This is a genomic window from Sphingobacterium prati (assembly GCF_013167215.1).
Classification (GTDB): Bacteria; Bacteroidota; Bacteroidia; order Sphingobacteriales; family Sphingobacteriaceae; genus Sphingobacterium; species Sphingobacterium prati.
In genome coordinates this window covers 1-17,200 of record NZ_JABJWY010000012.1, presented here as the reverse complement: position 1 = coordinate 17,200, position 17,200 = coordinate 1, and the positions used below count along the sequence as shown (strand labels likewise).

The 17,200-nt window shown below is 39.8% G+C and carries 12 protein-coding genes; 3 read left to right on the top strand and 9 right to left on the bottom strand.

Features of this window, described 5'->3' with window-relative positions:
• The first annotated feature begins 1 nt into the window (after position 1).
• Positions 2-838, top strand: coding sequence for a tetratricopeptide repeat protein (locus tag HPC41_RS02820; protein WP_172392479.1), 837 nt, complete (start codon positions 2-4; stop codon positions 836-838).
• Between the two features lie 303 nt (positions 839-1,141).
• Positions 1,142-2,695 carry an Rne/Rng family ribonuclease gene (locus HPC41_RS02815; RefSeq protein ID WP_077436961.1) on the top strand — a complete coding sequence of 518 codons (1,554 nt, stop codon included), beginning with the start codon at positions 1,142-1,144 and terminating at the stop codon, positions 2,693-2,695.
• Positions 2,696-2,745: 50 nt separating this feature from the next.
• Here the strand turns inward: HPC41_RS02815 and miaA are convergent, their stop codons facing one another.
• The 3 genes from miaA to HPC41_RS02800 form a co-directional block, all read right to left on the bottom strand.
• Positions 2,746-3,612 carry a tRNA (adenosine(37)-N6)-dimethylallyltransferase MiaA gene (gene miaA, locus HPC41_RS02810; RefSeq protein WP_216660642.1) on the bottom strand — a complete coding sequence of 289 codons (867 nt, stop codon included), beginning with the start codon at positions 3,610-3,612 and terminating at the stop codon, positions 2,746-2,748.
• 29 nt (positions 3,613-3,641) lie between these two features.
• Entirely contained in the window at positions 3,642-4,814 is a 1,173-nt protein-coding gene (locus HPC41_RS02805; protein ID WP_172392477.1) for a Gfo/Idh/MocA family protein, read from the bottom strand.
• A gap of 65 nt (positions 4,815-4,879) precedes the next feature.
• Complete coding sequence (locus HPC41_RS02800; protein WP_172392476.1) at positions 4,880-5,659, bottom strand: hypothetical protein; 780 nt, start codon at positions 5,657-5,659, stop codon at positions 4,880-4,882.
• A 258-nt stretch (positions 5,660-5,917) separates the two neighbouring features.
• Between HPC41_RS02800 and def the strand changes: the two genes are divergently transcribed.
• Positions 5,918-6,499 (top strand): peptide deformylase, encoded by a 582-nt coding sequence (def, locus tag HPC41_RS02795; protein ID WP_108635483.1) that lies wholly within the window; start codon positions 5,918-5,920, stop codon positions 6,497-6,499.
• Between the two features lie 104 nt (positions 6,500-6,603).
• Here the strand turns inward: def and HPC41_RS02790 are convergent, their stop codons facing one another.
• The 6 genes from HPC41_RS02790 to HPC41_RS02765 form a co-directional block, all read right to left on the bottom strand.
• Positions 6,604-7,215 (bottom strand): trimeric intracellular cation channel family protein, encoded by a 612-nt coding sequence (locus HPC41_RS02790; protein WP_172392475.1) that lies wholly within the window; start codon positions 7,213-7,215, stop codon positions 6,604-6,606.
• A gap of 66 nt (positions 7,216-7,281) precedes the next feature.
• Complete coding sequence (locus HPC41_RS02785; RefSeq protein WP_172392474.1) at positions 7,282-9,642, bottom strand: GAF domain-containing protein; 2,361 nt, start codon at positions 9,640-9,642, stop codon at positions 7,282-7,284.
• A gap of 13 nt (positions 9,643-9,655) precedes the next feature.
• Positions 9,656-12,265, bottom strand: a complete 2,610-nt coding sequence (locus HPC41_RS02780; RefSeq protein ID WP_172392473.1) for a BamA/TamA family outer membrane protein — start codon at positions 12,263-12,265, stop codon at positions 9,656-9,658.
• A 5-nt stretch (positions 12,266-12,270) separates the two neighbouring features.
• Complete coding sequence (locus HPC41_RS02775; RefSeq protein ID WP_172392472.1) at positions 12,271-13,167, bottom strand: hypothetical protein; 897 nt, start codon at positions 13,165-13,167, stop codon at positions 12,271-12,273.
• 4 nt (positions 13,168-13,171) lie between these two features.
• Entirely contained in the window at positions 13,172-15,184 is a 2,013-nt protein-coding gene (gene ppk1 / locus HPC41_RS02770; protein ID WP_172392471.1) for a polyphosphate kinase 1, read from the bottom strand.
• 48 nt (positions 15,185-15,232) lie between these two features.
• A complete protein-coding gene (locus tag HPC41_RS02765) occupies positions 15,233-16,417 on the bottom strand; it encodes a Pycsar system effector family protein (protein ID WP_216660641.1) in 1,185 nt (394 codons plus the stop codon).
• Positions 16,418-17,200: the final 783 nt, after the last annotated feature.

The following is a 17,200-nucleotide window of genomic DNA, read 5'->3' as shown; positions in this document are numbered from 1 at the left end:
AATGGCAAAAACCAAACAAATAATAGTCATAGGAGCAGTTGTAGCCTTGGTTGCTGTGCTATTTGCGCAGCCTATTAAAGGTTTGGTGGACAAAGAAAAACAAACTGCTGCAGCATCTGAATCGAAACCTTCCAATGAAGTAAACTTGGAAAATATCTCTTCGATGACAAAACAAGGTTTAGATGCTAGTTTAGTCAAAGAAATTTCCGATATTGAGGCCCAAGTTGCAAAAGCTTCTGGTGAAGATAAGGTAAAGCTGTTGCAACAGTTGGCAGATAAGTGGGACGACGTCGCAAAACCAGCCCCTCAGGCATTTGTGTATGAGGAAATGGCAAAGGTTTCCCCTCAATTTGAATATTGGTTGAAAGCTGGTAATGCTTATCGTGCTGCTTATACGAATTTGCAAGATTCTACTTTAGCCCAAGCACTCAATCAAAATGCAATTCATGCGTATGAGGCAGCGCTAAAAGCGAATTCAAGTAGTCTGGATGCAAAAACAGGATTAGGTGCCGCAATGGTATCAGGAACAAACAACCCAATGGCAGGTATTGCTTTATTACGGGAAGTTGTTGCTGCTGATCCTAAAAATTTAGAAGCGAATAAAACTTTAGGACTGTTTTCATTACAGTCCCGGCAGTTTGACAAAGCCATCGAGCGTTTTAAGACCGTTATCGATCAGAAGCCCGATGCAGAGTCATACTTTTACTTAGCCACAGGCTATGAAAATATTGGGATGAAAAAAGAGGCCGTCACTGCTTTTCAAAAAAGTAAAGAGCTGGCTGCTGATCCATCCCTATCACAATTCATCGATCGCAAGATTGCGGAATTGAGCAAGTAATTAATTTATTATTTTATAATCATTAAAAAATTTAGCTATGCCAAGCGGAAAAAAAAGAAAAAGACACAAGATGGCTACTCACAAACGTAAAAAACGTTTAAGAAAAAATAGACACAAGAAAAAATAATCTTGTGATAAGCTTTTAAACATCTTGGCCCATTTTGCTGAGATAGCTTTACGAAACGATCTACATGTCTTTATGGATGTGTAGATTGTTTTTTTCGTAACAACGTTCTTTAAATGTTTAATCGGATACCGAAAATTGCGATAGGATATTGCATAGGTATCAAAAATGAGTAGCTTTTGGTAAAGGAATTAATTATCGATTCAACTCCTGATAAAGGGGTAACTATTGCTTTACTACAGGACAAGCAGCTCGTTGAACTTAACCGTGAGCCCGCAAATAACAATTTTGCCGTTGGGGATATTTATCTCGGACGGATTAAACGGATTATGCCGGGGCTAAATGCGGCTTTCGTAGATGTAGGCTACGAAAAGGACGCTTTTCTACACTATTTAGATTTGGGTCCCCAAGTTCAATCTTTGCTAAAGCTTACGCGTATCGTAAAGAATGGCAGTTATCAAGAGAAACTGCTCAATAGTTTAAAACTTGAAAAGGATATCGATAAAGCTGGTAAGATCTCTGATGTCTTGAGCAAAAATATGCTCGTGCCAGTACAAATCGCCAAAGAACCCATCTCAACAAAAGGACCTCGTCTGAGCTCAGACCTTTCAATTGCAGGTCGTTTTGTCGTTTTGGTGCCTTTCTCAAGTACTGTTTCCATTTCCAAGCGTATCAAAGGTAGTAACGAACGCAACCGCCTCAAAAAGATTGTCGAAGGTATTAAACCAGCTAATTTTGGTGTAATCATCCGTACAGTCTCCGAAGGAAAGGGTGTCGAAGAACTGCAACGTGACTTATTGGACCTGATCTCAAAATGGGAGCTATTTACCAAACGTCTTCGTAATGCTGAACCACCACAAAAGGTTCTCGGCGAAATGGATCGTGCATCCACTATTCTACGGGATATCCTAACGGATGAGTTCTCGCATATTTATGTTAATGATCCTTCGATCTTCGAAGAAACAAAATCATATATACACGATATATCTCCAGATCTGGAGAAAATTGTAAAGCTTTACAAACATAAAGAACCAATTTTCGACCATTTCGGAGTTGAAAAGCAAATCAAGGCAGCTTTTGGCAAGACTGTTACTTTGCCTGGCGGCGCGTATCTCGTTATTGAGCATACCGAAGCCCTGCATGTAATCGATGTCAATAGTGGTAACCGTTCTGCCAATAAGGAGAATCAGGAAGATAATGCATTGCTGGTCAATATGGAAGCAGCAAAGGAAATTGCGCGGCAACTGCGCCTGCGTGATATGGGGGGAATTGTAGTCATCGATTTCATTGATATGCATAAGCCCAATCACCGAAAAGAGTTGTATACATTCTTAAAAGAATGTATGGTGTCGGATAGGGCGAGGCATACGATTTTGCCACCAAGTAAATTTGGCCTGGTGCAGATCACCCGTCAGCGTGTAAGACCTGAAATGAATATTGTCACAAACGAGAAATGTCCGGCTTGTGATGGTACAGGTGAAATCCGATCAAGTATTGTCCTAATGGATGATATTGAAAATAATTTGAGTTTTATTCTTCAAGAACAGAATGAGAAAAAGGTGACCTTATGTGTTCACCCATACATAGACGCCTACATTAAGTCTGGTTTGATTTCTAAAAGAATGAAATGGTTTATGAAGTACGGTAAATGGATTAAAGTAAATCCAATGACGTCATATTATCTAACTGAATTCCACTTTTTCAATGCGAAAGACGAGGAAATCAAGTTGTAATAGAAAGAGATTAACGAAAAGGGTTAGTAGTCATACTAGCCCTTTTTTGTTTATATCCAATGGATCTTGATCCCATCTTTTTCCATTTTTCGAAAGTAAGTCATTTGACGTTTGGCATACCGGTGTATTTCCGTTTCCATTTTGGTGAAAAAGGTCGTATAATCCACTTGCCCAAGGAGATATAAGGAGGCATACTTGTACTCTAAACCATAATATTGCAGCTGGTCATGAGAAACTCCCTCGATCAGTAATTGTTCGACTTCTTGTAGAAAACCGCTTTTGATTCGCTCATTTAATCGCTTACTAATACTTTCTCGCCTTTTTTCTAATGGGGGATTTAAACCAATGACAAGGGCTTCTGGAGCTTGCTGTTTGGCTTTAAACTCTGGGTTTTGTTGGAGAAATTCCAGTATCTCGATGGCACGGACAATACGTTTATTCGTGGAATGGTCTATCTGAAAATCCAAGGGACATGCATAGGTGCTTAGTAGTTCCATCAATTCAGGTGTTGTCTTCCCAGCGAGAGACTCTTTGAACCCTATTATACTGGGAACTAGTGCATAGGGAGTCTGTTGGATAACACTCTGTAAATATAAACCCGTTCCGCCGCAGAGGATCGTGTGCTTGCCCTTCTTTAAAATGGACTGATGGGCTTGATAGAAGTCTGCAATAAAATTTCCAAGATTGTATTTTGCTCCCGGTTCTTGTATATCGATGAGATGATATGGAATGCCTTGGTATTCAGTAAGGTCTTTTCCAGTTCCAATATCCATGCGTCGGTAAATTTGACGGGAATCGGCACTGATAATTTCGGCATCAATTTGTTGGGCAAGTTGTACTGCCAGTTTGGTCTTGCCGGAGGCTGTGGGCCCGAGGATAACGATAACTTTCTCTTTTGGAACTGATTGTTGTTCCAAAAGAGAAAGTATAGGTTTTAGTCTGTCTATCACAGAACAAATTTAGTCCATTTTTCTGTTCCTTCATTATTTTTTACGACAGTATCGATGAAGGCCATACCTCTGACCCCGTCATAAACTGTTGGAAAGTCTTGTTCTTCCGCAGTTGGAGTTCTTCCTTCACGTTTTGCAGTAACTGTTGCCGCAAAGTTGCGATAGATATTAGCAAAAGATTCCAATAGACCTTCTGGGTGACCAGCAGGCACACGTGTATTATGCGTTGCAAACGAACTCAATGTATACGGCGCAGCGTATGCATTTCCTGTACGGTACAGCTGGCGAGGTTGATCAAGCATTTTGATGATCAGGTTGTTCGGGTCTTCGTTGGCCCATTCCAACCCGCCTTTTTCGCCATAAATACGTATACGAACAGCGTTCTCTTCTCCTGCCGAAATTTGTGATGCCATTAATACGCCTTTGGCACCGTTTTGGAAACGCAATAATACGGAGCCATCATCATCCAATAATCGGCCTTCAACAAATGTTGTTAAATCAGCACATAACTCTTCGATTTTTAATCCCGACACATATTCCGCAAGATGAGCTACGTGTGTACCGATATCACCCATGACCAACGACTTGCCCGAGCGTTTTGGATCCGCGCGCCAAGCCGCGCCAGCATTGCCTTCGCGTTCGGTTAAACGGCTCAACCAGCCCTGTGGATATTCAACAACAATTTTTCTTATTTTACCAAAGTGACCTTCTTTTACCATCGCTTTGGCCTGCTTTACCATCGGATAACCGGAATAGGTATGCGTCAAACATAATGTACGGCCTGTACGCTCTACAGTCTCCTGTAATTCTTTTGCTTCTTCAACAGATACAGTCATTGGCTTTTCAACAACAACATCAAAGCCTTTTTCCAAAGCTAATTTAGCTGGAGCAAAATGTAGAAAGTTTGGAGTAACGATCGTTACAAAATCCATACGCTCCCCCTCAGGAAGCAAAGATTCTTTTTCGATCATCTCTTCGTAATTGAGATAGACACGCTCAGGAGCTACAAATAAGTCTTCTCCAGATTGTTTTGAAATCTGTGGATCAATGCTAAATGCGCCACAAACCAATTCAATCTTTCCATCCATAAAAGCGGCGATGCGGTGTACAGCACCAATAAAGGCGTCATTTCCGCCTCCGACCATACCCATGCGAAGTTTTCTCTTCATAACGTTATTATTTTTTGATTATTTATTTTTCAAATTATTACAGTGTACAATATACACAATTTAGCTTATTTTATATATAAAATCATCTTGATGCTTCCCATGTTTTCCTTTGGAAAGCCAAGTGGAGCCTGATCCATTAATACAATCAGCTCTTCTTCGTTACGATAAGTATATCTATGTGCTCCTGCAACCCAGAAGGTGATAGGAGCTGTAATTTCTTTTATCGTGAAGCCGATTTTTTCTAAGGAAGAATGCTGATTCCAGTCCCTGTCGGTATAAGTCATGATATCCCCTGGGGAAAAGTCTTTCGAAAAAGCCTTGATTAATTTGCTTAGTCCGCCAATTACGTTATAGCCAGATTTATTGCAAAAGCGCAATAATTCAAAAGAACGGTATTCGTCATTTTTATCGTTCATACGGCGCCCTCCGGAAAAAACAGCTATGGACACGAGTTCGCCCTGCTCATATAGTCCGTATCTGTATTTTCCCGGAAGTGGAGTTTGTAAGTGATGTTCCACGAGGAACTGCTGACTGACTTTTTTATCAATCCGTGCAACGATTGTTTTCCGTGCGTAGATACGACGATTATTCTTCCATTTGGCAACGATGCGCTGAACAATGAGGTCGAATTTTTGTGCTAATATATCCTCGTCTATATGAATGCCCTCTTCGGGCCCCTGAAACCGTAACCGTCTTTCGTTGGGATAAAGAAAGATCTTTTTTGTTAATTCAGAAGACTCCATTTGTAGATAACCATCTCGTTCGATCAGGGGTAACCGCACTGCTAGGTGACGTTCAAGTTCGATTTTGAACCGGATAACAAGATCTTTAAAAGATGGATTCATAAAACAAAAGTAACTCTTATGGAAGTTCTGGCGAAATATTCGCTTTTAATAATTATCCGTATCTTTGTGCAAAATATGATTGTACTGTGAAATATCCATGCTTAAAAAGCATAGCACCGATGCGGGCTAAGCAGCTGCAGGCGAAAAAAAATTTGTGTTATATAATTTATACAGCATATTTCATAGGACTTTAACAAACTAAGTGCGACGACTTCATTTGTACCAATGACAATCGACACTTATAATAATTATTTATATATGAAACTTCCGATAGTGGCGTATGGCGACCCTGTATTACGAAAGGTTGCTGAGGAAATAGATGAAGACTATCCTGATTTAAAGAAATTGATAGATGATATGTTTGATACCATGTATGCTGCACATGGTGTTGGAATTGCGGCACCGCAAGTAGGTTTGCCAATACGTATGTTTGTTATTGATGCGACGCCGTTTGCGGAAGATGACGAAGAGAATAAAGAAATGCTCAAATCTTTCAAAAGAGTTTTCATCAATCCAATTATGGTCGAGGAGTCTGGTGAAAAATGGGCTTTTGGAGAAGGCTGCCTGAGTATTCCTGATATTAATGAAGACGTACTTCGTCATAAAAATATTCGTATCAATTATTTAGACGAGAATTTTGAGGAGCACGAAGTGGACCTGACTGGATTGGCAGCACGTGTTGTTCAACACGAATATGACCATCTTGAAGGGAAGCTGTTTACAGACAAATTGAGTACGCTTAAGAAAACGATGTTGAAAGGTAAATTGGATGCGATTGCCAAAGGAAATATCCGGGTGAGCTATAAAATGAAATTCCCACAGCAAAAGAAAAAGCGTTAGTCACACTAACGCTTTTTCTTTTGCTATCAATAGGAATACCGGATGATAATATAGAGAATGTGTTGCATGCTTCTACCAATTGAAGCTAAATTTCCGCGCCATACTCAATCAAGCCGGGGAAGATATAGCCGGTATTTGACCGCAGTCATTCGAATCAAGAAAACTACAGCAGCAGCAATAAAGGCTGCCCAAGATAAATCAAGATCGAGGTGAACCAGCAGAATATAAATTAATCCGCCTGCCAAACAGGCGGTAGCATAGACCTCCTTTTTGAAGATCAAAGGCGTCTCATTGAGGAGGATATCTCGTATCATACCCCCACACACAGCGGTAAACATACCAAAGATGATGGCTGCATAGACATTACTTTCGTAGTTCAACGACTTTTGCACGCCTAAGATCGTGAAGAAACTGATTCCTATCGCATCAAAAAGTGTCAGGGTTCGATAATAACCATAGAGCTGCCTATTGAAGATGATCGCAATTAAAATGCCTAAGAATATCGCAATAAGATAATTGCTGTCATTTACCCAAGCGGGGCGTAAATTTAGAAATACATCGCGCATGGATCCGCCACCAATAGCCGTTACAAAGCCCAAGAATGCAGCCCCAAAAATATCGATGTCCTTACGCTTCGCGGATAAAGTGCCCGATATCGCAAAAAATAAGGTGCCAAGCAAATCGCTTAAGTAAAAATAGTTGGCATCAGTTATCATCGTAATACTGTTATTAAATAATTCCCCTATTTACGCTCTACTAAATCGAGAGAGATTTCTGCAAATTTAGGAGAAATCTCGGTAGTTTAAGTTTACTGTAAGACGAATCGCTTTCAAACCTACAATTCCTTGCACGTCCTCCAGTCTGAGGTGTTCTATGGTACTTTCAATGATGCCCATATCATAAATAGCCTGTATACTTAGGTTAAGGTCTTCTAAGATCTCATCCGAAAGATAGACAATGGCAATGTTGTTGACCTGGGTGAGCCTTTCCTTGGTCCGTTTTACCCGTATTTTATCTATTCTTTTTTTGATGATTTCGTAACGGATATTCAATGATCCTTCAACATCAAATCGACGCTCGTCTTCCCGAAAGCTGATATCAATACTGTGTGGGTTGATGAAAATAAGCTGTGTAGTCTCCAAAGGAATTGGTAAATCCTGTTTTGCGTGATGTGTTTTCAGTGCAATACGGGCCATGGAGATAATCTGCTGTCGCCTAAAGATATTGATAAATTCTTTGCTGAAGGTCTGCTGTGGTGTAATGGATTCTCCTATATAGATATCGTACTCGATCCCGTCGGTTCTGAATTTTTGAAAATATGATGGATAATTGCCCTGGATGAAACTGTTGAAATGATTGAGCTCCTTACTGATGATATGATTTATCTTCCATAATGAGGATTCAAATTCATTTCTATAAAATTCCCCGGTTTCACGATTGGTGAAAAAGTGCTTGGCATAATGTTCGATAATGGCCTGCTTTGTTGAGAACTCTCTTCTCGCCGCCTCGAGAAATGGTTGTACATCTTTTCTGAAGAATTCAATGATCTTGACCATGGATTCATCAAATGAGATTTGTTCTAGCGATCCGGTAATCTGTTCTACACGTTTGGAAAAATCAATAAGAAGCTGATGTTTGCCGTCCCTGGATAGTTCGTCAATAAGAAGAGCCAGTTGTTTCACTTTGAAACTAAAATCTTTTAAAATAGATGCGTTGCGGATAACGGTAGAATCCTTTACATCTATAGCACCATAAAGAGGATAGACTTCTTCGAAAATAACAGGTTTGATATGTGCATTCTGTTCATCATTTTCCAGTTCCTGAATATATTGCGCTGCAACATGATTAAACTTCCATTGTACGGCCGGATGGATTGTTGTAAACCGGTTAATAGTGATTTCGTCAATGCGTTTCTTGAACTCTGTCGTGACGTCATATGATAGCTGAGACAATAGCGGCACAAGCGCGCGAAGGGATTGAATGGTTTCATTATCCAATTGATCCAACTGACGGCTGTAAACTTCCATAATCCCGGATAAGGCATGGTTATGTATCAATGGAATACACCGATAGGTCTTGACCCCGGACGCCTTGATTCGCTCATCGAAAATCGATGTTGTATTTTTAATGGCATCTAGGGTATTGTAAAAAATAAGATGCGGATGTTTTAAGTAGTTTGCAACTTGCGGATTGATGTTGGTATAGCTGTTGCTGGCGTATGCTTCGGAAATTAAAATACTTTTATTTGTAATGGAATAATCAAAAAAAGGTAGGCCATTTAACTGAAAAAATGGAAATAGGCTGAAAATTGTATCCCTGCCCTTTAGGATCGGAGCAATAATTTTCTCCAGATCTGACAAAAAGAGATGATAGTTGTATGTTGCAAGATTCAATAAAATAGACTGTATTCTCTTACTAGTATGTTCGAGGCTACTTTTTTTGACAGTGAGAACGGTGAACCCGGATAATTCAAAATCTTCTATCTTAATTGCATTAACGACATGATTCCAGTCGAACAAAGAAGCATCATTGCTGTTTTTGGTCAGATTTCCCAAATCGAATTTGGGAAGTTCTTTTTTTGGCTTAATATCAACAAATTTGAAATCTATATTTAGATCATAATAATCGATGATTTCGCCCTTTTCATTTAAATGATGATAAACAATTGTATTATTTTCTTTGGCAGGCAGCCCGTATAATCGGTCGAAAATAAGCGCATATATCAGTTTTTCCTGATTGTTTAGGGTATCTTCATCTTGCATTTGATCCTGGATATCCTGTTCCTCCAATCTATTTTTCCAGAGGTCAAAAAAAGCATTAGTCCCATAAAACGTTTCTTCTGCAAGTGGCGTAGCAAGCGCCCAATATCGTTTAGGATCAGTATCTATAAGAGATACTGAGAGGCTATAGATGAGCTGTAAAATATCTTTATTGGCACTTAGGTTGTGTTTCGATAGCTTCCCGCTGACATGTTCAATTTCTTTTATCCGCTCCAGTGCAAATAATGGAATCATATCATCAGAAGATACACCACTTTCGGTAATGGATTCTAGGTATCGAAAAAAAGGTCCAAAATGATATTTTTTTTCGAGCTTATATAATGTGTTTTTGCCTTTTGTTAGTTGTACTTTCCTTATTTCCATTTATTAAATATGTTTAGAAGCGGAAGCCTGTACTAAAATAAGGATACCAGCCTTCGTTGGATTTGGCCATCACGAAGTGGAGGGGCAAGGCATTTGCCACGATATAATAAAGTCCACCGCCGAATCCTTGGTGGATAGAGGAGCTGTTATGGTCTTTTGCCCAGACTTTTCCGATATCGTACATGCCCATGAGGCCCAGCTCCCCAGGCAGAACGTAGCTTTTAATATCATGGATCTTAACACGGGCCTCCAGATTATTGTAGACCATTTGTTCCCCAGCAAATCTGTATTGGCGATAGCCACGTAGATTCTCCTGACCACCAAGAAAAAGATATTGATAGAATGTGGGGTTACCCACCACTGTTCCTCCTCCTACCCTATTGGCAAATATAATACCTTCGTTAATTGCACTAAAATAACCCGTCATTTCTGCACTTAACTGTGCTGAATGCCGCGAATATTTATTTAAGCCTAAATAGGATTGCAGCGCAGCCTTGACAAATACTCCTTTACTGGGATTGATTTTACGATTACGAGTATCTTGTGTTAAAAAAGCATTTAATCCGGCGAAAGCCTTGTCATTGGTAATAGAGAGACTGTCGTAAGAATGCAGTGCCTGCGGATTCAAGATAAAACGATCTTGATTTTCAACGGGATCCAGATGATAGAACTGGATATGGGGGCCGATAGCGTAATTTAGTGTAGATGATGGATGCCACCTCAGTAGTGGATTGATATTGAAAATATTGAATCGGCTACGGTAATACTTTGCTCCATACTGATCTTTTAAAAACAAGGAATTGTTGCCCACGCCAAAAAAGTTTTGCGTATTGTCGGGCGCTTTTGCCAGTGCGTCAATGACGAAATCTGCGTTGCCTATGACATCTTCCCATTCACCGCGATAATGAATTTTATAGGCACCTGTCCGGAATGCCGTAGCGATTGTAATCTGTTGTTTATAGGTAAAAGGCACTTTCCTAAATCCCCGCTGATGGGTATATGCTGCACCAAGCCCTAAAGAAAAACCATCATCAGCATTGTAACCAGCTGTTAACAATGGTAACCAGGAATTGTATAAATTCACGGGGACAAACGCTGTATTCACGCTATCCTTACCGCGGTGTAGCTTAACTCGGCTTTTTTCTCCTATAAACGTTGAATTGGATGTGTTCTCATAGAGCTTTATCTTTGATTTGCTATTGTCGATTATATAGGTCTTTGGCAGACTATCACCAATAATTCGCAGTTTTATCGGAGAATTGGTATTATTTATTGACAACGAGTCCTGACCTTCAGAAAGGTATAAACGGATCTCTTTCGTCAATTTTTTTTCATAAACTTTGTCCATCAAAGTTTTAGTCACCTGTCCATCTTTGTTGATTTTGGATACCTTGATTTTTAACCCCTTGTCTTTGGTGCTGACGATGTCTACCTTTTCGTTCTTATCACTGAAATGGATATCTACAATATTATTGATAAAGCGATAATATTGTTCCATTGCGGTGGGCAGGGCATCACGTCTGCTCTGAAGGGTGCGGAAAATCTGTTCGCCCCGAATCGCTATGGATGACTGGGGTAAGCTGCTGACAGACTGCCAGAGTACTGAATCGGTCAATCGGGCGACAAATTGGTCTACTTCTTTTGTCCATTCTTTGTGGGAGAGCTGATTGCTGGGATGTGCATTTAAAAACCTGGATTTAAAAAGGGAATATCTGATATTTGGAATGCCCATCGTAAATCCTTGCATAACAGGATTTACAAATCGTTGGTAAATATCTTTCATCAAGAATCCCTGTGTAACACGTAAGGCCTGATCGCGGTCACGGGGAATGGGAATATAGTCTTTGTCTTTATCGTTCGTATCCTGATTTTCATTATACCAGCGCCATTGATCTTCATGACGGTCCCAGTCGCTTACCATCACGTCCAACATACGTGCTCTGAGGTATGCCTTGGGTTTAAAATTATCGTCATTGTCTTCCTGGAGTTTGCGCACCGCTTTAGCACTATTGTCAGAGTCGCCCAGCGGTTCCCGTTCTTCCAATAGGGCAACAGTATTTTCGAATAGTGCTGCATATTCGCCAAGGATTGGATCCGGTGCGACAAATCCTATAATAGGATGTGCATGTGGGACATTGACAGCATTGGCCAGTGCTGGGATCATCAGCGCGGAATAAGGGTGTTGCGCACTCGTCGCATCATCTAAGACATCCTGTACAAAGGTTCCGTGCAATTCTTCTGGAATCAAAGACTCTGTTCGTTTATTTACTGATCGAAGGGCCCATTCTCTTCCTGTTGGATCGGTCAATCGAAGTGATACGGATTGCATACCCCCACCCTGTTTTATGGGCGTTAGACCACCAAATAATTTAGATAGCTGAAGTATTGGTAATGAGGTCTCGGCAGCCCATTCTTTGCGGTAGTTTTCTCCTAGAAATGATTTTTTAAATTTGCCCGCCTGTCCATACTTTGCATTTGCTACGACAGTAGTACTGTCTTTTATCACGGCTTGTGTCAAAGGTTTGTCGTTGTGTGCTTCAGCTGCCAAGGTCGACTTGTTCTTCTGCTGGGAATAAGCTTGTGCGGTGAAAAAAAGTAAAAGGAATGGTAAGACCCGTTGCATGCTTATTATTTTTCAAATTTATAAATGATTCCTTTGTCCTGATCACCGGCTTCACTACTGATATAAAGATTGGATTTTGAATCAAAGTTGATCCCTTCTGGTTGAGGAAATAGTTTTGGATCCAGCGGCGTTAAGGATTTGACTTTGAAGTTTTCGTCCGTTACAACGAGCGCCTTGTCAATGGAGGATAAAATATACCATTCATTGCTGTCGGTTTTCTTTGCAAGTGCTGAAGGTTTGAAGGTCTTTTTAATCTCGGGATCAAGTTTCTTTAACTCATCGACTTGGATCGAAAATTCGCCTTTTGAACTGAATTTGCCATCAGTTCCAATGGAAAAAATATATCCAGTTGTTTGTGATCGTTTTTTGTCTACCCGGCATTCTTTGCAGAGAACATAGGCGAGGTTAGCTGCTTTATCTACATAAAGTCCTTCATATTCGCCCTTGGGAAGAATGTCTTTTTGCTCAGCGACCGCCTGTATGTTATCTTTATCTGTCATTGGAAAGGAATAGACACTGCCATTGCTCTTTAAAACAAAGAAATGTGTTTTGCTAATACCAATGTCTTCGTAATCACCATCTTTTCCGAATTGGCTGAATGTGAGTTTCTGTGTAGGTAAATGGTATTTAAAAAGTAATCCTTGTTCATCTTGAATGGCATAAATCTCTTCATCCTGCCCCTCTAGAAATGCGATACCTGATATTTCGAGCAGCTCATTGGGTAAACTTATTTTTTCGCCGGACAGCAATTTATAAGGAATTGCCTGTTGCGGTTTTTTGTCTGCTGTTGTGTCCGTAAAGTTAGCTGTGCCTTCTTTGTTTGCATTACTGGGGTTGCAAGCTAGTAATACCGTAGAAATTATTCCCAATGCAAAAGCTGATAGTCGTGTTGAGTTTTTCATCAATTTAGTTGTTTAAGTAATCAACAATTTGTTGTTGCGATTTATTGCCAATCGGATGTGCTATAGGTATGTTTTGCCCCAGGTCATCAATAAAATTGGCTTCGATATCGTCAGCGAACTGGATTTCGAAGAGCTGCTGAATCTTTTTGGATAATACTGTTTCCAGTATTGGAAAACAGGTTTCTATCCGACGGTAGATATTGCGATTCATCCAATCGGAAGAGCCTAGATATACCTTTGTATCATCTCCATAGTGAAATATAAAGATTCTCCCATGCTCTAAATAGCGACCTACGATCCGTTTAACTTTGATATTTTCACTTAATCCTTTTACTTGAGGTTTAAGCCGACAGATTCCTCTGACTAACAATTGTACCTTTACGCCGGCTTGGCTAGCTTCATACAATTTATTGATTAACGATTCTTCCTCTAAATTGTTTAACTTAATTTTTATCGAAGTAGCTATTCCTTGCTTGAACTGAGCAATTGCTTCGTCGATCAGCCCGATGAAAGTCTGCTTTAGATTGAATTGTGCTACCAATAGGTGCTGAAATAAAATATCTGTTAGACTGCTTGGTTTCTTTCTATTGGGTAAAAACTCAAAAAGCTTTCCTAGTTCTGCTGTCAGCAGTTGATTGGATGTCATCAAGAAATAATCGGTATACACGGTGGCGGTCTTCTCGTTTAAGTTGCCAGTCCCGAATAAAGCGCTTTCTTTTCCATCTTTTCGTTTGACAAGTGCAATTTTAGCATGCACTTTGAGATTGGGGATGCTATAGCTGATTCTCACCCCCTGTTCCTTCATAATTTTGGACCAATGTATGTTATTGGCTTCGTCGAAACGTGCTTTTAATTCAACAAATACATTCACTTTCTTGCCATTCTTTGCTGCAGTAGCCAACGCTTGGGCGATACGCGAATCACCAGCAATTCGATAGAGTGTAGTGTGGATTTCCGCAACCTGGGGATCGATAGCCGCTTCATTAAAAAATCGAAGAATGGGATCAAATGATTCATAAGGAGTACAGATCAATATATCTTTCTGATCGAGCTGGTCAAAAAGGGAATGTTCGAAATCCTGATGTACTTCTATCTGTTGCTGTTTCGGGAAGGACAATGCTTCCCGTTTTATTGGGAAGGAGAAAAAGTCCTTCAGATTATGGTAATATCCTCCGGCGACAATACTACTTTTCCGTAGGTCAAAAAGAACTGCAAGTCTTTCGACGAGCTGCTCTGGAAAACCCGGCTGATGTAAGAATCGGGTTGCGTAACCAAGATCTCTTTTATTGACTTCTGCCTCTATTTTCTGAGCGATATCACCATCAAATTCATCTTGCAAATTAAGCTCAGCATCTCGCGTGATTTTAAAGGAGTAAAAATTTAAACTCTTGTCTTTTATTACGTTGGGTAAAAATAGTTTAATGATATCGTCGATGAAGACAACATATGTTTTGGAATTGACCTGGCAGGTGAAGAACCGATTAATGCGATCTGCGGGTATATTGACAATGAACAGATCAGCCGTATTATTGCCTGTCAGTGCAAAGTACAGGCGGTTGTTGATCGGGAAAAAAGTGAATTCTTCGTTAACAGGAATGATTTGCAGATAAGAAGCAATCGTGCTAAAAAAATATTTGGCTGCAAGAGATTTCACCGCTAATGGAATCTCTTGGTTATAGATCAGGATAATATTTTCGGCAGCTAATTGCTGAATAATATCAGTTAAAAAGAGTCCAAATTTTTCCTGTTGTTTATCGATAATTTTGGATGCTTTTTTATACGTTCCAATATCAAGATTCGGGACGACTTGGTCAGTAGTGTTTTTTTTAATTTTCTTCCATGCCATTAATACAGGCATCCGTACACGGTAGAACTCATCTAAGTTTGACGAAAAAATGGCGAGGAACTGTAATTTCTCCAACAATGGTACTGCGGGGCGCCCTGCTTCGGTAAGTACCCTGTCATTAAAGGAAAGCCAACTGATATCTCTATTGATATATAGGTCTTTTTTTTTCATTCGAAAAATAATCTAAGGAATAATGCGGTTAAAAGAGCTGTATCTATATTATAAGAGTGTTGCAATAACAAATGAAATAACAGAGATGACCAGGCCAAACATAAAGATGCCATAAGCATAACGTAATAACTTGTATTTTCTGCCCAGAACGACACCTTGGGAATAAACGTCTTTTGTAAGCATACCGTATAAAAATTCCGAGTCGATCATTACTTTTTGCATCCCATCATTATAGTCGTCGAGTTTCATTTTGTAGAAGTTCCCGAAAAATAATAGATTGACGGTTTTATCTTCGATCTCCTGTTTTGAAAATTTTCCAGCGGGTATTTTGGGGATAGTCGATAATATGGCCATAACCATAGTTGCCACAACGATGACAGTGAGGATAATCGTTGGGAAGATCAGATGCTCGTTACTATCTAATTTTCTAAATAGCACTGCAATAACAACGGATAGAATAATAGAATTGACAGTTAATAATATGTTGGCTTTATTGTCAGCCATGTCGCTCAGGCGCTGGTTGTTGGACGATGTTATCCGGAACATCGTCTCTATACCACGTTCGGGTTTGGCGCTTTTGTCTTTCTCTTTTTTTGTTTCTTTTTTGTCTTCTTTTTTCTTGGCCTTAGATTTTTCCTGTTTTCGTTCGAGTTCTTTTAAGTTCTGTTCTTTTTTTGCGTTGAGCTTTTGTTGCGCATAATCTGTATGGTAATGATGGCTGGACAAGAGTTTTATTGTACCTGCACGCCAGACATCTTTGTCAATTTCTTTTCCCAATACAGCTTCGGCTTCGGCTTTCATAAGCTTGTTCCTGTTTTCAAAGTCATCATTACCAAAATGGAACAAGTCAGCATCACAGAGAATTTGTTCCAGTAGGTTGTTTGGATCCTGAGGCATTCGTGTAGCCAGGATGCAGCCTTTGATTTTTTCTTTAACATCTTCGGATATGCCTTTATCTTTCAGAAAGTCCAAAGTGATTTCCACGCTTCTTTTCTCATGGCCAATCGCATTGTCAGATTTTACATAACCTAGATCATGAAAATAAGCAGCGCTGATCACGATAAAATGATCTTCATCGTTTAACTTATAAAAAGATGAAATTTCTTCTGCCGCCTTTACTACAGAATGTGTGTGTAGGCTGTTGTGGAAACAATGGCAAGAAGATATGTTTTCCACAATATAAGTATTAGAATAGTGCTCTATCTGTTTTAAAAGCTCGTTATAATCTATCATGACCAATATGATGTTTATTTAGAATAAAAGTATTCAATATCTTTAACATCTTATATACATTTGCCCTCTTTTCGTAATTTTTTGATCTAGTTCAAGTTTAATATGCTAGAAAGGAAATAGAATCATTTTTAATTACTCATTGATCGGTTAAAGTCTTTTGTTAGTATGATGGCTCTATTTTAATCTGATGAGGTGATTTTGAGATTATTTTTTCACTCACCCGCACAGTGCTATCCACCTCTAATTGCGGTAGCTGCTCCGATCTGCTCTGCGTACGTATGGCCATAACTTGTATAGCCCACAGCCCTTTGTTGCTGCCTTCCAACGCTTATTCCTTTTCATGTGATAGTTCCCTCCCGGTGAGGCTCTTTTGCCGCCCCTTGTACCAATCTTTTCAGTTCACGGTCTCTATACTTGTGATCATTCTCGATTTCCTTTGTTCCCAGCCATGTTCAACTGCTTTTTTGAAGCCCCCGACGCAGGTCGGCTCCTACTCATACGATCTGACGCGTTTTTCCATGTGCCTGCATGGTCGAAGTTTGTCCTATCCTAATATAATCGCACTATCGGTTATATACCGCTCCGAAAAACCATTCGGAATTTGTTTTTCTGAAGATATAATCCCGAAATACCTAAACATGCTTCGCCCACCTCCCTGCATTTGTTCTTTATGTTCAGGTTACTTTCGAAGCTCTTTTACATCAGGATTCCTATTCGCCACGGGCCGCGACTTTTCCTACCATTGTATCATAGCGATAGCGGATGGAATCATGTTCCCCGCAA

Coding starts and splice junctions, on each gene's coding strand:
- HPC41_RS02820 (WP_172392479.1), top strand. CDS start 2: ATGGCAAAAACCAAACAAATAATAGTCATAGGAGCAGTTGTAGCCTTG.
- HPC41_RS02805 (WP_172392477.1), bottom strand. CDS start 4,814: ATGAAGAGAAAACTTCGCATGGGTATGGTCGGAGGCGGAAATGACGCC.
- HPC41_RS02800 (WP_172392476.1), bottom strand. CDS start 5,659: ATGAATCCATCTTTTAAAGATCTTGTTATCCGGTTCAAAATCGAACTT.
- def (WP_108635483.1), top strand. CDS start 5,918: ATGAAACTTCCGATAGTGGCGTATGGCGACCCTGTATTACGAAAGGTT.
- HPC41_RS02790 (WP_172392475.1), bottom strand. CDS start 7,215: ATGATAACTGATGCCAACTATTTTTACTTAAGCGATTTGCTTGGCACC.
- HPC41_RS02785 (WP_172392474.1), bottom strand. CDS start 9,642: ATGGAAATAAGGAAAGTACAACTAACAAAAGGCAAAAACACATTATAT.
- HPC41_RS02780 (WP_172392473.1), bottom strand. CDS start 12,265: ATGCAACGGGTCTTACCATTCCTTTTACTTTTTTTCACCGCACAAGCT.
- HPC41_RS02775 (WP_172392472.1), bottom strand. CDS start 13,167: ATGAAAAACTCAACACGACTATCAGCTTTTGCATTGGGAATAATTTCT.
- ppk1 (WP_172392471.1), bottom strand. CDS start 15,184: ATGAAAAAAAAAGACCTATATATCAATAGAGATATCAGTTGGCTTTCC.
- HPC41_RS02765 (WP_216660641.1), bottom strand. CDS start 16,417: ATGATAGATTATAACGAGCTTTTAAAACAGATAGAGCACTATTCTAAT.